Origin of the sequence: uncultured Bradyrhizobium sp. (assembly GCF_947648125.1) — a bacterium.
Lineage (GTDB): Bacteria > Pseudomonadota > Alphaproteobacteria > Rhizobiales > Xanthobacteraceae > Bradyrhizobium.
In genome coordinates this window covers 72,002-87,652 of record NZ_CANSMR010000029.1, presented here as the reverse complement: position 1 = coordinate 87,652, position 15,651 = coordinate 72,002, and the positions used below count along the sequence as shown (strand labels likewise).

The 15,651-nt window shown below is 62.3% G+C and carries 16 protein-coding genes and 1 tRNA gene; 9 read left to right on the top strand and 8 right to left on the bottom strand.

All coding sequences use genetic code 11. The annotated features are described in order from the left end of the window. Nucleotides 1–115 precede the first annotated feature (115 nt). From Q0030_RS33400 to Q0030_RS33390, 3 genes are all read right to left on the bottom strand, one after another. A complete protein-coding gene (locus Q0030_RS33400; protein WP_298377103.1) occupies nucleotides 116–442 on the bottom strand; it encodes a hypothetical protein in 327 nt (108 codons plus the stop codon). 170 nt (nucleotides 443–612) lie between these two features. Continuing rightward, nucleotides 613–1,242 carry a thiamine pyrophosphate-dependent enzyme gene (locus Q0030_RS33395; protein ID WP_298377100.1) on the bottom strand — a complete coding sequence of 210 codons (630 nt, stop codon included), beginning with the start codon at nucleotides 1,240–1,242 and terminating at the stop codon, nucleotides 613–615. Next, nucleotides 1,236–1,760 carry a thiamine pyrophosphate-binding protein gene (locus Q0030_RS33390; RefSeq protein WP_298377099.1) on the bottom strand — a complete coding sequence of 175 codons (525 nt, stop codon included), beginning with the start codon at nucleotides 1,758–1,760 and terminating at the stop codon, nucleotides 1,236–1,238. The genes Q0030_RS33395 and Q0030_RS33390 overlap by 7 nt, the downstream gene beginning before the upstream one ends. 199 nt (nucleotides 1,761–1,959) lie before the next feature. Between Q0030_RS33390 and Q0030_RS33385 the strand changes: the two genes are divergently transcribed. From Q0030_RS33385 to Q0030_RS33365, 5 genes are read left to right on the top strand one after another with little or no spacing between them, the layout of a single operon-like run. After that, nucleotides 1,960–2,973, top strand: a complete 1,014-nt coding sequence (locus tag Q0030_RS33385; RefSeq protein WP_363323526.1) for an ABC transporter substrate-binding protein — start codon at nucleotides 1,960–1,962, stop codon at nucleotides 2,971–2,973. Between the two features lie 4 nt (nucleotides 2,974–2,977). Beyond that, nucleotides 2,978–3,850: an ABC transporter permease gene (locus Q0030_RS33380; RefSeq protein ID WP_298377093.1), complete on the top strand. Its 873-nt coding sequence runs from the start codon at nucleotides 2,978–2,980 to the stop codon at nucleotides 3,848–3,850. After that, nucleotides 3,850–4,671: an ABC transporter permease gene (locus Q0030_RS33375; protein WP_298377091.1), complete on the top strand. Its 822-nt coding sequence runs from the start codon at nucleotides 3,850–3,852 to the stop codon at nucleotides 4,669–4,671. The genes Q0030_RS33380 and Q0030_RS33375 overlap by 1 nt, the downstream gene beginning before the upstream one ends. Before the next feature lie 12 nt (nucleotides 4,672–4,683). Beyond that, nucleotides 4,684–5,793 carry an ABC transporter ATP-binding protein gene (locus Q0030_RS33370; RefSeq protein WP_298377089.1) on the top strand — a complete coding sequence of 370 codons (1,110 nt, stop codon included), beginning with the start codon at nucleotides 4,684–4,686 and terminating at the stop codon, nucleotides 5,791–5,793. Next, nucleotides 5,769–6,509 carry a hypothetical protein gene (locus Q0030_RS33365; RefSeq protein WP_298377086.1) on the top strand — a complete coding sequence of 247 codons (741 nt, stop codon included), beginning with the start codon at nucleotides 5,769–5,771 and terminating at the stop codon, nucleotides 6,507–6,509. Before Q0030_RS33370 ends, Q0030_RS33365 begins: the two co-directional genes overlap by 25 nt. A gap of 86 nt (nucleotides 6,510–6,595) precedes the next feature. On the opposite strand, the gene Q0030_RS33360 is transcribed toward Q0030_RS33365, so the two are convergent. Further along, entirely contained in the window at nucleotides 6,596–7,801 is a 1,206-nt protein-coding gene (locus Q0030_RS33360) for an ABC transporter substrate-binding protein (protein WP_298377083.1), read from the bottom strand. Nucleotides 7,802–7,985: 184 nt separating this feature from the next. On the opposite strand from Q0030_RS33360, the gene Q0030_RS33355 reads away from it, so the two are divergent. Genes Q0030_RS33355 through Q0030_RS33345 form a run of 3 tightly spaced genes read left to right on the top strand, consistent with a single transcriptional unit; the run spans nucleotide 7,986 to nucleotide 10,240 of the window. Beyond that, nucleotides 7,986–8,645, top strand: a complete 660-nt coding sequence (locus Q0030_RS33355; protein ID WP_298377081.1) for an XRE family transcriptional regulator — start codon at nucleotides 7,986–7,988, stop codon at nucleotides 8,643–8,645. A gap of 3 nt (nucleotides 8,646–8,648) precedes the next feature. Further along, on the top strand, nucleotides 8,649–9,086 hold the full coding sequence (locus tag Q0030_RS33350) for a cupin domain-containing protein (protein ID WP_298377078.1): 438 nt from the start codon (nucleotides 8,649–8,651) through the stop codon (nucleotides 9,084–9,086). A gap of 26 nt (nucleotides 9,087–9,112) precedes the next feature. After that, nucleotides 9,113–10,240, top strand: a complete 1,128-nt coding sequence (locus Q0030_RS33345; protein WP_298377076.1) for an iron-containing alcohol dehydrogenase — start codon at nucleotides 9,113–9,115, stop codon at nucleotides 10,238–10,240. A 396-nt stretch (nucleotides 10,241–10,636) separates the two neighbouring features. Here Q0030_RS33345 and Q0030_RS33340 read toward each other — a convergent pair whose 3' ends face one another. The 3 genes from Q0030_RS33340 to Q0030_RS33330 all read right to left on the bottom strand — a co-directional run bounded on the left by Q0030_RS33340 (nucleotide 10,637) and on the right by Q0030_RS33330 (nucleotide 13,232). Next, nucleotides 10,637–11,434, bottom strand: coding sequence for a class I SAM-dependent methyltransferase (locus tag Q0030_RS33340; RefSeq protein ID WP_298377073.1), 798 nt, complete (start codon nucleotides 11,432–11,434; stop codon nucleotides 10,637–10,639). 638 nt (nucleotides 11,435–12,072) lie between these two features. After that, nucleotides 12,073–12,148, bottom strand: a tRNA-Ile gene (locus tag Q0030_RS33335). Nucleotides 12,149–12,263: 115 nt separating this feature from the next. Beyond that, the gene (locus Q0030_RS33330; protein ID WP_298377070.1) at nucleotides 12,264–13,232 is read right to left on the bottom strand and encodes a tripartite tricarboxylate transporter substrate binding protein; all 969 of its coding nucleotides are present in this window, start codon (nucleotides 13,230–13,232) and stop codon (nucleotides 12,264–12,266) included. A 119-nt stretch (nucleotides 13,233–13,351) separates the two neighbouring features. On the opposite strand from Q0030_RS33330, the gene Q0030_RS33325 reads away from it, so the two are divergent. Next, the gene (locus Q0030_RS33325) at nucleotides 13,352–14,320 is read left to right on the top strand and encodes a TAXI family TRAP transporter solute-binding subunit (RefSeq protein WP_298377067.1); all 969 of its coding nucleotides are present in this window, start codon (nucleotides 13,352–13,354) and stop codon (nucleotides 14,318–14,320) included. A gap of 73 nt (nucleotides 14,321–14,393) precedes the next feature. Here Q0030_RS33325 and Q0030_RS33320 read toward each other — a convergent pair whose 3' ends face one another. Next, nucleotides 14,394–15,584: an ABC transporter substrate-binding protein gene (locus Q0030_RS33320; RefSeq protein WP_298377110.1), complete on the bottom strand. Its 1,191-nt coding sequence runs from the start codon at nucleotides 15,582–15,584 to the stop codon at nucleotides 14,394–14,396. Nucleotides 15,585–15,651 lie beyond the last annotated feature (67 nt).

Genomic DNA, 15,651 nt, shown 5'->3' with positions numbered 1-15,651 from the left:
GCTGCTCGGCGACGCCAAGAAGGTCACCGAGAACATCGTCAAGGCGATGTAGGGCAGGCGGCGAACGGCGCTCGCCTGTACCAGGGCTTTGCGATTGGCCAAGCCGGAAGCAGGGCTATGAAGCGCCGGATCCGATCGGGTCCCGCGGCGACAGAGTGCGGCCCAGGATGAGCTCGAGGGCAGGCCATGCCTCACCGGAGGACGAGCAAATCCACATCAGCAAGGCCTGAGGCACCGGCATTCGACGCTCGCCGTGTTGCGGATGACCCGCACCCGCCGTCTCACCTAACTCATTCGTCTGAACCGGGGAGCCGCCGTCATTGAAGTGAATAACCGGCATGCCGACGGATATCGACGCGGCCACATCAATCCGCAAGGCTTCCTGGGTGCTGTGCATCGTTGTCGTCCTCATCAAGAGCGAGCGAACCAGCGAATAATCCATCGTCCCATACATCGTACTATGTGATGGACGACGGACAAGTTCAAAATTTCGACGTCCTCTGCCTAAGATGGCAGCGCCTTCCGGTGGTATGTGGGAGCGCGTAAAAAAAGCGGCCCGCTTCGGTAACGAAGCGGACCGCCATGGATTTGCACAATGCAAATGCTGGTCGGCTAGGGCCGCTCGAGCATCCCGCCGCCGAACATTGTCGGGATGTAACGTGGCGCCTCAATCGCAGCCATGAAGCGATGTTTTGTCGCGACCGGATCGAGCGAGATCGGCGGCCGTACGACTTCGACGTCGGGCTCCGTCGCCAGAACCAGGGCTCCGACTCCGTTGCGCTTTTCGGCTGAGGCGATGCGGGCGGCGAGTGCACTCGGCGCATTCAGGTTTTCGGCGTGCTTGATTCCCGAGGCGCGCGCCAGCTGTGCCAGATCGAGCGTCGCGTTGGTCAAGGCTTGGCCGCCTGAAGCTGCGTGAACGCCGTTCTGGATCAGGAGGATGGTGAGATTTGACGGGTTCATCGCGCCAATCGTGACGAGCGCGCCCATATGCATGAGCAGGGCGCCGTCGCCTTCGACCGCGATGACGGGGCGGTCCGGTTGAGCGATGGCGAGGCCCAGCGCCAGGGGGAGTGTCAGTCCCATGGCGTCTTCGAAGTAGAAGTTCTCCGGCGCGTGATGCAGCGATGCCCACAAATACGAGGCATTGCCGAGCGACGTCACGACGAGCGTGCGGGAAGGCAGACTGCCGGCAAGCGCCTTGTAGTAATCCGCCCGGGTCGGTCGTGCATTGGTCACCACTGGATATCCTCCCGACCCATCAGCAGGGCAAACGGACACGAAGCTTCTTCCGCATAGGTTGCGGCCTGTTCGACCTGGGGACCAATCGGGCGGTATCGATCGGTGCAGGCATGGGCGAGGCCGATGCCGCGGAAGACCGGCTCCGTCGCTCGGCCCTTCGGCACATGATAGAAGACCGGATCATCGGGCGTTCCTCGGTAGGAAACCAACATCAGAAGCGGGAATTGATAACGCTGTGCGAGCGATACCATGCCCGCACCCATGCTGAGCACGCCGGCATTCTGCACAAGCAGGGCGGTGCGCACGCCACCGAGCCGGCTTCCACAAGCGATTGCGAGCGCCTCCTCTTCATGGGTTGCGCGCACCAGCGTCATGCCCGGCTCCCGGTCGATGCGAATGAGGATTTCGCCCAGCCAGCTGTCGGGTACGGAGACGACGGTGCCGAAACCAAGACGCTTGAGCGTATTGAGAACGGCAGACGGCCGATGGGCCTCTAGAGCTTCCGTCGATGTCGTCATCGACTGCCTCCGTGATTTCAAACCAACGTGCGGCGCAGGCTAATCGCAAAAGGTACTATTGTCGATAAGACAAACCTATTGCGGGTCGATAAGGCGCCTGATAAAAGGTACTATTAAGCGGATGATGAGTTTAATTTCATGACCGAGGATTGCAGCTGGAGCCGGCGCTGCATTCCGTCGCTGGAGGGAGACTGCACCTATGCTTCGCCTTTGGTCTGTGTTGATCGCTGTTCTGATTGCATTGCCGGCTCACGCACAAGACAAACTCGTTGTCAGTATCTGGGGCGGCAGTTGGCGTGATCTGGTGGCCGAGACGGTTGCCAGGAAATTCACCGCCGAAACCGGCGTCCCCGTCGAATTCATCACCGGCGGCACCATCGATCGGCTGAACAAGGAAAAGCTCGCCAAGGGAAATCCCGAAAGCGACGTGACGTTCACGACGTCGCATGTCGGGTGGCTCTATGCCAATGACGGGTTGTTCGAGACGATCGATACCTCGAAGATCCCCAATGCGAAGAATCTCGCGGACGAGGCGCGGATCAGTCCCTACCACCTCGGCGCCTGGGCCTACGTCTACACGATCGGCTACCGCCCCGATCTCATCAAGGATACCAAGTTCGAGAGCTGGAATGATCTCTGGAAGCCGGAGCTGAAGGACAAGCTCGCCGCTCCGGATTTCGATCCCGGTCACATCATTGCGGTCGCCGCCATTCTTGCCGGCGCCGACCCGGCCCATTGGGAAAAGGGCGAGGAGAAGCTCAAGGCGCTCAAGCCAAACTTCAAGGCGTTCTACACCAATGACGCCAACAGCCAGCAACTGCTCGCGAGCGGCGAGACGCCGGTGCAGATCGTGCTTTCGATGAACGCCTACTACATGATCGGGCAGGGCATTCCGATTGCGCTCGCGATGCCGAAAGAGGGCGCGGTGCTGGGAATCGACACCGTCGCGATCATGAAGGGGTCGAAGAAGGTCGACCTCGCATACAAGTTCATCAACACGCTCTACGACCCCGATATCCAGGCCGAGATCTCGAAGCAGAAGAAGGGGAGCCCGGCGGTCCTCAACGCGAAGATCGATCCTGAAATCGCCAAGCTTCCGGGCGTTTTTACGTCGGCGGAGCAATGGAAGCAGCAGATCAACATCGACGCCAAGCTGCGCGCCAGCAAGACGGCGGAATGGCGCAAATGGTTCGCCGAAAACATCATGAACTGATCCGTTGCCCGATCGGCTCCGCATCATGAATCAGCAGCCATTTCTGCGCATCTTTACGGCGCCGGCGACGCTCTGTGCCATCGGATTCCTCGCGGCGATGGTTGCGGTTCTGCAGTACAGCCTCAGGGCCTACGTGCCGGGATCGCTCGATCCCGGCGGATTTACCCTGGCGAATTTCGCCGACCTCCTGAAACCCCTCTATGCGCGCGTGTTTCTCGATACCGTCATCGTGTGCGCGATGACCGCGGTCGTGACGTTGATCGTCGGATATCCGCTGGCCTATGCGCTTGTGCGCGTCGAGCAGCCGATCCTGCGCTCCATTCTCCTCGTGATTGTCGTGACGCCGCTGTTTCTGGGCGAGGTCGTTCGCACCTATGCGTGGATCATCGTCCTTGGCAACAACGGCTTCATCAATTCGTTGCTGATGTCGCTCGGCCTCATCGGCAAGCCGCTCCAGCTAATGTTCACGCCATTCGGCGTTGTGGTTGCTCTCGTGCACGTCACGCTGCCGGTCATGGTCATCATGCTGGCTGCTGGATTATCGCACATAAACCGCGACTATTCCCGAGCGGCTGAAAGCCTGGGCGCCGGTCCGATTCGCGTGTTCCTGACCGTGACATTGCCGCTGTCCTTGCCCGGAGTGGTCGCCGGCACCACGACGGCATTCGCCTGGACATTCTCGGCATTCGCCACGCCGCAACTCATCGGCGGCGGCCGGGTCAATATGATCTCCAATCTGGTCTACCAGCTTGGGTTTTCGAGCTTCAACTTTCCCTTCGCGGCGACATTGTGCGTGGCCGGCCTGGCTTTGACGGCCCTGGTGCTTGGACTTCTTCAACTGGCCTCCCGACCATTTCGGAAGATCGAGGTGCATTGATGATCCCGCGCTCGACCTATCAAAGAGTGCTCGGCTGGATCGGATTGCTGACGGTGCTCGTCATCGTCGCGTTTCTCGTCTTGCCGGCAGCGGTCGTGACGATCGCGGCGTTCAACGACAAGCCTATCCTGTCATTCCCGCCGCAGACCTGGTCGTGGCGATGGTTCGGTCGAGCCCTCGCCTACGAAGACTTCCGGCAAGGGTTCTTCAACGGCCTGATCGTCACGGCCTGGAGTTCGACGATCGCGCTGTGCGTTGGCGGCATGTTCGCTTTTGTCATCGACCGCTACAAGTTTCCGCTCAAGTCCGCCATCGAGGGAATCCTCATCTCGCCCTTGGTGATTCCGCACTTCACGGTAGGGCTCGGCTTTCTCATCCTCGCGGCGCAAGTCGGCCTGAGCCGCGGTTTTGCGGTCGTCGTGATCTGTCACGTCGTCCTGGTGCTGCCGTTTGTGCTGCGCAGCGTGTATGTGTCGCTAAGAAATCTCGATCAGAGCTACGAACACGCTGCAGCGAGCCTCGGCGCCGGACCGCTTCGTGTCCTGACCACCGTTACCCTGCCGCTGTTGCTGCCCGGGCTCGTCAGCGGTTGGCTGTTCGCGGCGATCCTCTCGTTCAACGAGTTCACGGCCTCGCTGTTCGTGACCTCGCAACGTACCCAAACGCTTCCTGTCGCGATGTACAATTACGTGCGCGAGTTTGCCGATCCGTCAATGGCGGCATTATCGGTCATGTATATCGTCGGCACCGCCGCCTTGATCGCCTTTGCCAATGCGTTCCTGGGGCTCGGCAAGGTCCTCAATATCGAGCAGTCTCACTAGGGAGCACGGATCGTGAAGCCGTCTGCGAACGTTGAAGGGGAACAAGCGGCGGTCCATTTCGACGCCGTGACCAAGCGATTTGATGACGTCGTCGCCTTAAATGCCGTTACGCTCGGCGTTGGCCGCAGCGAGTTCCTGACGCTGCTTGGTCCATCGGGATGCGGCAAGACCACGCTGCTCAAGCTGGCTGCGGGCTTTCTGGGCCCGGACGGCGGTTCGATTTCGATCGAAGGCAAGCGGGTGAATGACATTCCGACCTACCAGCGCGGCATCGGCATGATGTTTCAGAACTACGCGCTGTTTCCGCATATGAGTGTGGCGGAGAACGTCGCTTACGGCCTGACGACGCGGCGCGTCCCCAGGGCTGCGAGGGACAAGCGCGTCGCCGATGCGCTGGCGCTGGTCAAGCTGAAGGGCATGGAGAGCCGCAAGCCCCGGCAATTGTCCGGCGGTCAGCAGCAGCGCGTCGCGCTCGCGCGCGCCCTCGTCATCAATCCGACCGTCCTGCTGCTCGACGAGCCGTTCTCGGCGCTCGATAAGAGCCTGCGGACCTCGATGCAGGTGGAGCTGCGGGAAATTCAGCGCAAGCTGGGTCTGACCACGATCTTCGTGACGCACGACCAAGGCGAGGCCTTGAGCATGTCCGACCGCGTGGCTGTGATGTCCGAGGGCCGTATCAGGCAACTCGGTAGCCCTGTCGACGTCTATCGCAGCCCGGCGGACCCGTTCGTGGCCGGCTTTGTCGGCGACAACAACAGGCTGCGCGGCCAGCTTGTGAGTGTGCACGCGAAGCAAGCGATCGTCGCGCTTGGCGATGCCCTGGTGAACGTGCCGGGCGAGAGCCTGTCCGGATTGGAGAAGTCCGCGGCCGTTGACCTGTTCGTCCGCCCCGAGCAGTTCAATGTTGTGGCGCCCGAGGAGCCGTGCGCCATCAAGGGCAGCGTTGTTGCCCAGATCTACCAGGGTGGCCACGTCGATCTTCAGATCGAGTGCTCTGGAAGCGCCGGGGAGCGGTTGCTGGTGCGATCCCCGGGTGAGCAGGCTGTTCTCCGCTGGCCAATGGGGGCACCTGTCGGCATTGCCATTCAGGCAGATCGGTGCTCGGCATTTCCGGCAGCCTGATTGCGATCGTCTTTCGCAGAGGCGTGAGGGTGAAGGAATCAAGCTTGCGGTATATTGTGAGGCTTGGGTTTAGCGGCGCCCATCTTGTTGTTTCCTGCGATGTCGTTGGCGCCGCTGTCACCTGGCATCTGGTCGCGTACCTGTGGAGAGAATACTTGAGTCAACCCCAATCGATCACGGCGACCGAGGCGATCAGCACGTATATCGAGGCAAAGGACCGAAACCTGCCCCAGCTCATGAAACGTGCGTTCGTGCCGGATTGTGAGCTCCAGATGCAGCTCCTGACCGACGCAATCTCTTTTCCAAGCTCCGCTCACGGATTGGAGAGCGTGACCGATGTTCTCGTGCGAAACTTTGGATTGCAGTATGAGAATGTGCGCACTTTCTGCCTCTCGCGCCCTGAGTCCAATCGCCTTCCACGGTTTCAATGCGACTGGCTGGTGGGAATGTCAAACAAGTCCGATGGCGACGTACGTGTCGGTTGCGGTGAGTACACCTGGGATTTTGATACCGCCGGAGACGGTCGCGTCAAACGGCTGTTCATCAAGATTGAGTTCATGTGCGTGCTGCCAGCCAGCTATCAGACGCCTGTCCTGCAGTGGCTTTCGGCCATCCCCTATCCCTGGTCGTCATACAGCGAGGCGCGCGCAGGCTTGCCTTCGATCGACGCTTTGACGCCGATTGCTCAATTTCTTCGACGCGAGGCCGGCAACTGACTTCGGCAGTTGAGCGCTGGACGGCGGTCTATCGAATTCAGGCTTCGATGGCGGACGATGGTGTCGGCCACCGTCCGCCTGCGTCGTTACTGCGAGACCAACTCGCAGCCACCCTCGCCGAGCGGCCGGAAGGCCTGCTCGGCGGGAATCGTCGCGACGATGTCGTAGTAGTCCCATCGTCGGCTCGAAGCCGCCGGTGTCTTGACGCGCGCCAGGTACATGTCGTGCACGAACTGGCCGTCGGTGCGGACCGTGCCGCGAGCGAACGCGTCGGCAACCGGCAATTCGCGTATCTTGGCTGCGACAGCGAGGCCATCGTCGGAATTTGCGGCCTGCACCGCACGCAAGTAGTGACGCACGGCTGAATAGACACCGGCCTGGGTCATGGTCGGCATCCGCCCAACCTTCTCAAAGAACTTGTTGGCCCACGCCCGCGACTCGGCATCGCGGTCCCAGTAATACGCGGTGACGAACTGCAGGTTCTGCGCGGCCGCGAGGCCCATCGCGTCGACGTCGGTGAGGAATACGGTCGGTGCCACCAATGCCTGCCCGCGGGTGATGCCGAACTCGGCGGCCTGCTTTACCGAGTTGGTCATGTCGGCGCCGGCGTTGGCCAGCGCGATCACCTTGGCGCCGGACGCCTGCGCCTGCAGCAGCACCGAACTGAAGTCGGCGGTGTTGAGCGGGTGGCGCACCTCACCGATCACCTTGCCGCCGCCGCTCTCGACCGCGCGGCGCATGTCGGCGGCGAAGGCGTGGCCGAACGAATAATCCACCGTGATCAGGAACCAGCTGTCGAGCTTCTGCGCCGTCAGCGCCCGCGCGAGACCGTAGCCGTTGGTATAGCTCGTGTAGACCCACTGGAACGAGGTCCGGGTGCAGGCCTTGCCGGTGAAGTCGGAGGAGGCCGACGCGTTCAGCACGATCTTGTTGCGTTCCTTGGCGAGAGCGGTCACCGCGAAACCGACGCCGGAATTGGAAATGTCGGCAACGGCATCGACTTTCTCCGTGTCGAACCAGCGCCGCACGATGCCAAGTCCGATGTCCGGCTTGTTCTGGTGATCGGCCGAGACGATCTCGATCGGCACGGCACCGATCGCGTTGCCGAATTCCTCCGCCGCCATCTTCGCCGCGACGACCGAGCCTTCGCCGCCGAGGTCGGCATAGGCGCCGGAGCGGTCGTTGAGGATCCCGATGCGGATCACATTGTCGGACATCGCGGCGTGCGCAACGTGAATGTGCAGCAGCGTCGCGGTCATCGCCGCGCATAGCATTCTGAGAGTGGTCGTCATGGTCGGGTGCTCCCCCGGGGGCGTGTTGTTTGCTGTTTGGCTTTGTTGCGTGGTACGCAATTCGCTTGTGCATCGATGCGGAGACCAACGGGATTTCCCATCATTTCAACATCGGGCGCAATAGAAATTGCTTGTAGAGCAATTTTGATTGACAGGGAAGCAAATTCTGGAGAGGGTCGGAGCAATGAAAACGCAGGACGAGACGCTGGCGAGGCTTGGAGCACGCATTCGCTCGCTGCGGGAGGAGCGTGGTATGAAGCTGAAGGATCTGGCCGACACCACCGGGCTGTCCGACGCTTTCGTGTCGCGCCTCGAACGCGGCCAGGTGTCGAGCTCCGTTGCCAATCTGATCCAGATCGCGCAGGCGCTCGACATTGGCGTCAGCGAATTGTTCGCCGCGCCGCAGGACCAGTCGCGCAGCCACGTCACGCTGCATCGCCATGGCGACGATGGTGAGGACCAGAGCATCCCGAGCACCGGCTATCGCTGGCGATTGTTCGCGGGCGGCATGCCGAACGATGATCTGGAGGTGTTTCACCTCTCGTTCCCGCGCAAGAACCGGATGGACCTCATGGTTTCGCATCCGGGACAGGAATACTGCTACGTGATCAGCGGTCGCATCCGCTTCCACGTCGGCGCCGAGGTGTTCGATCTTTCGCCCGGTGAGGGCATTTTCCTCAATTCCGAGCTGCCGCACCGCGCAGACAACATCAGCGAGGACGAAGCGCGCATCCTGATGGTGGTCGCGAAGTCGCCGCAGAAGGTCGAGCATTTCGACTGGTGGCGCGTGCCGAGCGCCGCCGCCCCACCTCGATCACCCAAGAGCAAGCCCCAAGGAGACTGATCCATGCAGACCGCAACCGCGACCGGCAGGCACCTGCCGTATGAGGCGAAGCACATCGACGATGTGGAGTGGGAGACCATCCGCTGGCCTGGCGAGACCGGCAAGATGCTGTTCCACCCGCGGCCGGAGCGGCCGACCGAGCCGAACGCGGGCATCCTGCGGCTGGATCCGGGCGCGCATCATCCGATCCACAATCACGAGTTCGCGCAGGTCTGGTACATCCTCAGCGGCGAATTCAGGATCGACGATAATGTCTACACGCCGGGCACGATGATCTTCCATCCGGACCCGCATTTCGAAGGCAAGTTCGAGACCGCGACCGGCGGCGATATCCTGATCGTGCAATATCCCGGTCCGACCACCGGCGGGCGGCCGATCTACGCGGGGCGCTTCAACATGGAGCAGCGTCGCGACATCGCCCAAGAACGCACCGATCTCTGATCGATCGACGCAACGGACGACGGGCCATGGCGCTGATCACCTATCTCACCACCATTCGCTTCGGCTTCGGCGAGGCGGACACGCTCGGCGATGAGATCGCAGCGCTCGGTATCCGTCGGCCGATGCTTGTCATCGACCGCGGCATTGTCGCGGCTGGCCTGGCGGAGCGCGTGACTGCTCCGCTCGGCACTGCGCCGGTGGTGTTCGACGCGACGCCGCCGAATCCGACCGAGCGTGCGACGCTGCAGGCGCTCGCACGCTATCGCGAGGCCGGATGCGACGGCCTCGTCGCGCTCGGCGGCGGCTCGCCGATCGATCTCGCCAAGGCGGTGGCGCTGCTCGCCAGCCATGAAGGCCCGCTGGCGCAATATGCCGCGATCGATGGCGGCGTCGCGCGGATCACCGCCACCGTCGCGCCGGTGATCGCGATTCCGACCACCGCCGGCACCGGAAGCGAAGTTGGCCGCGCTGCCCTCATCACGCTCGAGGACGGCCGCAAGGTCGGCCTGATCAGTCCGCATCTTATTCCGGCACGGGCCATCTGCGATCCGCTGCTGACGCTCGGCCTGCCGCCGGCGTTGACGGCCGCCACCGGCATGGACGCACTGTCGCATTGCGTCGAGACTTTTCTGTCGCCGCGCTTCAATCCACCGGCGGATGCGATCGCCCTCGATGGCGCAGCGCGCATTGTCGGCCATCTCAAGCAGGCGGTGATAGCGGGCGATGACCGCCACGCCCGCGCCGAAGTGATGATGGGCGCGCTGCAGGGCGGTCTGTGCTTCCAGAAGGGCCTTGGCGCGGTGCACGGGTTGTCGCACGCGCTCGGCAGCCTCGCGTCGCCGAGCCTGCATCACGGCACGCTCAATGCGGTGCTGATGCCTGCAGTGATGCGCTACAATGGTCCGGCGATCGCGGCCAAGCTGCCGCGGCTGAGGCTGGCGCTCGGTCTGCCCGAAGGTGCCGACATCGCAGCGTTCTTCGATGCCCTCAATGCCGAGCTCAATCTGCCGCGTGGCCTGCGCGCCATGGGTGTGCCGGCCTCGGTGCTGGACGACATGGCGGAGAAGGCGGCGAGGGATCATTCCACCGCCACCAATCCGCGTCCGGTGGATGCCGACGGCTACCGCGCCATTTTCCAGGCCGCCTGGGAGTGAGTTGACCGCAGCGAGATGATGCGGCGAGCGCGATGCCGAACGGCTCGATCGACGCCGCACGCGGGTGCCGGAGCCAAGGCTTTGATCGAATGGTGGGCCCGGCAGGACTCGAACCTGCAACCAGACCGTTATGAGCGCAGGACTTTGTCAGGAATTTTAAGCAAAATCAGCGATTCTTGATCAAGATCATTCACGTCTATGCGCGTTTGTTCACGGGGTTTCTGCCGGATAACTGGCGGCATGGGAGACCGCCACGAACCGCCAACAGGCCTCGACCGGACCAATGGGGCCAGTCTGTTGATGTCCGTTGTTCGTGGTGGACCGGAAGTGACCGGCGGAGGGTCAACCCGACGCGATTGACCCCTAGCGGACTCCCGCAGCTCCGCTGCGGAGCTATCAGTGTTCAGAGCTTCGCTGGACGCAGAAACGAACTCTTCGACTATGTTCGAGTTCCGCAGGCCGTGCGCGAGCCCAAGACAGAAGCCAGTCAGCCTTGGAACCTTCAACCTCGTTTCGTATCGCTTCCTCCGAAGCCACTAACGCGCCAAGCGCGTTTGTTAGCAGGCTTCTCCAGTTTCTGGTCTCTTCATAGACTTCGACGTTGAATCCAACGCTCCTGAATGCGCTAGGATATTCGTGGAACGCCGAAAGCGGCCGAGCGCTCGAATTGCCCCCCGACAGCGCGCTGCTGTCGGTGCGCAGCTCCCAGGTCGTGCCAACAAAGCGGCCGCCGGGTTTCAATATTCGGGCGATTTCCTGCAATGCAGCTAATTTATCGGGCACGAATAGCAGCACATCCATGCTGAAGGCGCCATCAAAGGAGTGATCAATCCATCCCGTCTTCGCGATGTCGCCGGTCTTGAACCGCAGGCGCTGTGCCATTCGGGACGTTACCGTAACTTCATCCGCCATGCGGATGGCGAGAGGATTGGAGTCTATGCCTTCAACGTCGGCATCGAACTCCTTGGCCAAATATCTCCCGACGCAGCCGATTCCACAGCCAAGATCCGCGAGTTTGGATTCCGAGCTTGGACGCAATCGTTGCTTCAGAAACGCAATATCGTCGATAGTAACTTGGGAGAGAGGTGGGGCCGACTCCTCCCAGAATTGATCTCCGTAGCTCTTTGTCCACGCCGAGCGGACGGCCTTGCTCTCGAACTGCGACCGAAACGCTCGATAAGGGTCAAAGCTCATCGCTCACTCCTGCTAATCGCCCGCAAGCCCTATTCATTGCGCCACCCCTCGCTCGGACTTGCCGCCACTCGTTGGTGCCCCTCCGCGAAGCTCTGTGCGATAATCCTGGCAACAATTTCTGCGTCGTCGCCAGTGAGGCCCTTGAGTGGCGCCAGTGAACGGACGATCTGACGAGCCCCTAGGAGGTCCATCTCCAAACGATGGGTAGCTTGATCGGCATTTCGGAACCCACAAGCATAGATTGCATCGATACTACCACGGCCTGGCGGATGCCGATATGCGCGAGAGCAGCCAAGGGCTGCGCTTTTTTCGAGCAAATTGCATTGCTCACACACACCCATGGAGACTTGTGGGCTAGGGGAGCAAGCTGCCTGTCGCGTGCCCGTCAGCTAAGGAGGATGTCGGCTTTTGGCACTTTTCGGACTAGCCGATGTTGCCAACGCATGTCCGTTCATTGATGTGAACCGGACTCGACCTTGGAGTCATTGCCACCAACCTGCAAGCAGACCGTAACGCACGGCCGGCTTGTCGTAGGTGCCATTGAGATGACTTGGTTATTTGCGCCGAGATCGTTCCTGATCCTGTCGGAATTTCTGACGGCGTAGAAAATATCAAGATCGACAAGCCTCTGAATTCATTGGTGGGCCCGGCAGGACTCGAACCTGCAACCAGACCGTTATGAGCGGCCGGCTCTAACCATTGAGCTACAGGCCCCGCCGCCTTGCGGGCCGCGGGGCGCGGCCGGCAACGGTGCGGGCTCCGTTTACAGGGTGCGTGGGGTTTCGGCAATGCCGCCGCGAGGCCCCAGCGCCGCCGCACCATCGGCCGCTCAATCCACCGAGACGCCGGCGAACTCCACGACCTTGCGCCATTTCTCGGTCTCGTCGGAGACCAACCTTCCGAATTCGGCCGGGGTCATCGGCTTCGGGATGCCGCCGACCTCGGCGAGGCGCGCCACGAGCTTGGGGTCCTTCAGGGCCTCGCCGACCGCCTTGTTGAGGATATCGACGATCTCCGGCGGCGTGCCCTTCGGCGCTGAGATGCCGTAGAAGCCGACCGACTCGAAGCCCGGCACGGTCTCGGCGATCGCCGGCACGTCGGGTACGCCCGGCCAGCGCTGCGGCGAGGTGACGCCGAGCGCGCGGACGCTGCCGCCGCGCGATTGCTCCAGCGCCGACGGCAGATTGTCGAAGATCAGCTGCACCTTGTTGGAGATGATGTCGGGGAAGGCGATCGCGGATCCGCGATACGGCACGTGCTGCATGTCGCACTTGGTCATCGCCTTGAACAGCTCGGCCGACATATGCACCGAGGTGCCGTTGCCGGACGAGGCGTAGGCGATCTTGCCCGGGTTGGCCTTGCAGTAGTCGATGAACTCCTGAACGGTCTTCACCGGCATCGCGTTCGAGACCACCAGCATGTTGGTGAGCTGCATGATGCTGGCGACCGGAGTGGTGTCGCGCAGGAAGTCGTAGGGCAGCTTCTTGTAGAGCGAGGTCGAGATCGCGTTGTTGGGTGCGACGAACAAGAGCGTATAGCCATCCGCCGTCGAGTTGATCGCGGCGGCGGCTGCGATGTTGCCGCCGGAGCCGGCGCGGTTCTCGACCACGAATTGCTGGCCGAGGTGATCCGAGAGCCATTGGCTCATGATGCGCGCCACGATGTCGACCGGCCCGCCGGCGGCAAAGCCGATCAGCCAGCGCACCGGACGGTTCGGATAGTCGGATGCGGATGAGGGGGCAACGAAGGCAAGGCAGCAGATCAAACCAAGCAACGTGGCACGTGCGAACCGGAACATCGTCTCTCCCGTCATTTTCTTGTGACTGTTGCCGTCATGGTTTCACAAAACGCTGGCTTTGCCTACGTCGCCGCCCGTGCGACGATAGTCGCGCTCATGTGCAATGCTTGAGGCTCGGGATGAAATTCGCTGCTATGATTTGCGCCGGCGCGCTGCTGCTCGCGGGCGGCGCGGCGGCGCAAGAGGGGGGCAAGACCATTTCCAAAACCACGATCAGCTTCGCCACGGCAACGCCGGGTGGCGGCTTTCCGCTTTATGGCAATGCCTTCGCCGAGGTGATGAACGCGGCCGATGCGACGCTGTCGATCGAGCCGCGCAACACCAAGGGCTCCAACGAGAACATTCCGCTGCTCGAGGCCGGCAGCGTCGACATCGCAACCGTTGCGGGCGAGCCGTCCTACGAGGCCTTCATGGGCATCGGCCGGCCGAAGGCGACCAGGCTGAAGATCCTCACCGCGATGTATTCGAGCCCGGGCATGTTCGTCGTACGTGCCGACAGCCCCTACAAGACGATCCAGGATCTGGTCGGCCAGCCGGTCGCGTTCGGTGCCAAGGGCTCCGGCCTGCCGATCCTGTCGCGCTACATCCTCGACGGCATCGGGCTGAAGCAGGACGAAGACTTCAAGTCGATCTATCTCGATCGCGCCGGCGACGGGCCTGCCATGGTCGAGGACGGCCGCGCCGCGGCGCTGTGGGGCGCCGGCATCGGCTGGCCCGGCTTCAGCAAGATGGCCGACAGCGCAAGCGGCGCGCGATTCATCGCGCCGACCGCGGACGAGATCGCCCGCATCCGCGCCAAGCACACGTTCCTGAAGCCGCTGACGATCCCGGCCGGCAGCTATCCGAAGCAGATCGCGGCGATTTCGTCGGTCGGCTCCTGGAGCTACATCCTGGTGCGCGAGAGCCTGCCCGACGACGTCGCCTACCGGCTGGCGAAGACGCTGCACAGTGTCGAAGCGTCCTTCTGCAAGAAGCTCGCTCAGGCTTGCGAGACCACGGCAGCGAACACCGTCGGCGCCGCGCCCGATATCAATCTGATCCACCCCGGCGTGCTCAGATATTTTCGCGAGATCGGGGTGGCGAGATAGCGCGGCGAATGGTGAGTGGCGAATAGCGAATGACCCCATCTATTCGCTACTCCCCATCAGCTGTTCGCCTATCTCATTTCTTCACCAACGCACACGCCGGGTCCGGCGGACCGAACGCGTCTTCGCCGGAGATCTTGGCCAGGATCTTGTAGTAGTCCCACGGATACTTCGACTCGGCCGGGGTCCTGACCTGCACCAGCCAGAGATCGTGCACCATCAGATTGTCCTCGCGCAGTTTGCCGTTGCGGACGAAGAAATCCTCGACCGGCTTCTCGCGCATCTTGGCCGCAACCTTGAGCGGATCGTCGGTGCCGCTGTCCTTGATTGCGTTCAGATAGGCGGTCACGGAGGAATAGACGCCGGCCTGCCACATCGTCGGCATCCGGTTCATCTTGGCGAAATAGCGCTTCGACCATTCCCTCGTCTTGTCGTCCATGTCCCAGTAGAACGAGGTGGTCAGCAACAGGCCCTGCGCGGCCGACAGCCCGATCGAGTGGACGTCGGTGATCAAGGCCAGCAGCGCGGCCATCTGCTGCCCGCCGGCGAAGACACCGAACTCGGCGGCGGTCTTGATCTCGTTGGTGTTGTTGGGCGGTCCGCCGGCAATGCCGATGATCTTGGCCTTCGAGGCCTGCGCCTGGAGGATGAAGGACGACAGATCGGGCGTCGCAAACGGCGGCCGCACCGCGCCGAGCACCTTGCCGCCGTTCTTGGTCACGATCGCGGAGGCGTCTTTCTCCAGCGAGTGCCCGAAGGCGTAGTCGTCGGTGATGAAGAACCAGCTGTCGCCGCCGCGCTTCACCACCTCCTGCGCGGTGCCGACCGCGAGCGCGCGAGTGTCGAACACCCACTGCATCGCATAGGGCGAGCAGAACTTGCCGTGGAAATCGGTCGCGCCGGTCGAATGCGTGATGAACAGCTTCTTCTTCTCGTTGGCGATGTTCTGCACCGCGAGCCCGACCGCCGAGACCGGCACGTCGACGATGAGGTCGACCTGATCGACGTCATACCAGCGTCGCGCGATGGTCGCGCCGATGTCGGGCTTGAGCTGGTGATCGCCGACGATCACCGAGATCGGCTTGCCGAGCACCTTGCCGCCGAAATCTTCGACCGCCATCTGCGCGGCGGTGACCGAGCCCTGTCCGGTCGGCGTCGAGGCCGGGCCGTTCATGTCGGTCAGCACGCCGATCTTGACGATGTCGTCGGATACCTGTGCCGATACGGCCGAGGAGGCCAGCAGTGCGGCTGCGAGCGTCCCGAACATGGCTAGTCTGGTGGCGATCATTCTGTCTCCCTCCTGAATTGGCGCATTGGCCATTATGGTTGTGCCG

Bases quoted from the DNA above. Each gene is read 5' to 3' on its own strand.
- Q0030_RS33400 (WP_298377103.1), bottom strand. From the start codon at position 442: ATGGATTATTCGCTGGTTCGCTCGCTCTTGATGAGGACGACAACGATG.
- Q0030_RS33390 (WP_298377099.1), bottom strand. From the start codon at position 1,760: ATGACGACATCGACGGAAGCTCTAGAGGCCCATCGGCCGTCTGCCGTT.
- Q0030_RS33385 (WP_363323526.1), top strand. From the start codon at position 1,960: ATGCTTCGCCTTTGGTCTGTGTTGATCGCTGTTCTGATTGCATTGCCG.
- Q0030_RS33375 (WP_298377091.1), top strand. From the start codon at position 3,850: ATGATCCCGCGCTCGACCTATCAAAGAGTGCTCGGCTGGATCGGATTG.
- Q0030_RS33360 (WP_298377083.1), bottom strand. From the start codon at position 7,801: ATGACGACCACTCTCAGAATGCTATGCGCGGCGATGACCGCGACGCTG.
- Q0030_RS33355 (WP_298377081.1), top strand. From the start codon at position 7,986: ATGAAAACGCAGGACGAGACGCTGGCGAGGCTTGGAGCACGCATTCGC.
- Q0030_RS33350 (WP_298377078.1), top strand. From the start codon at position 8,649: ATGCAGACCGCAACCGCGACCGGCAGGCACCTGCCGTATGAGGCGAAG.
- Q0030_RS33345 (WP_298377076.1), top strand. From the start codon at position 9,113: ATGGCGCTGATCACCTATCTCACCACCATTCGCTTCGGCTTCGGCGAG.
- Q0030_RS33340 (WP_298377073.1), bottom strand. From the start codon at position 11,434: ATGAGCTTTGACCCTTATCGAGCGTTTCGGTCGCAGTTCGAGAGCAAG.
- Q0030_RS33330 (WP_298377070.1), bottom strand. From the start codon at position 13,232: ATGTTCCGGTTCGCACGTGCCACGTTGCTTGGTTTGATCTGCTGCCTT.
- Q0030_RS33325 (WP_298377067.1), top strand. From the start codon at position 13,352: ATGAAATTCGCTGCTATGATTTGCGCCGGCGCGCTGCTGCTCGCGGGC.
- Q0030_RS33320 (WP_298377110.1), bottom strand. From the start codon at position 15,584: ATGTTCGGGACGCTCGCAGCCGCACTGCTGGCCTCCTCGGCCGTATCG.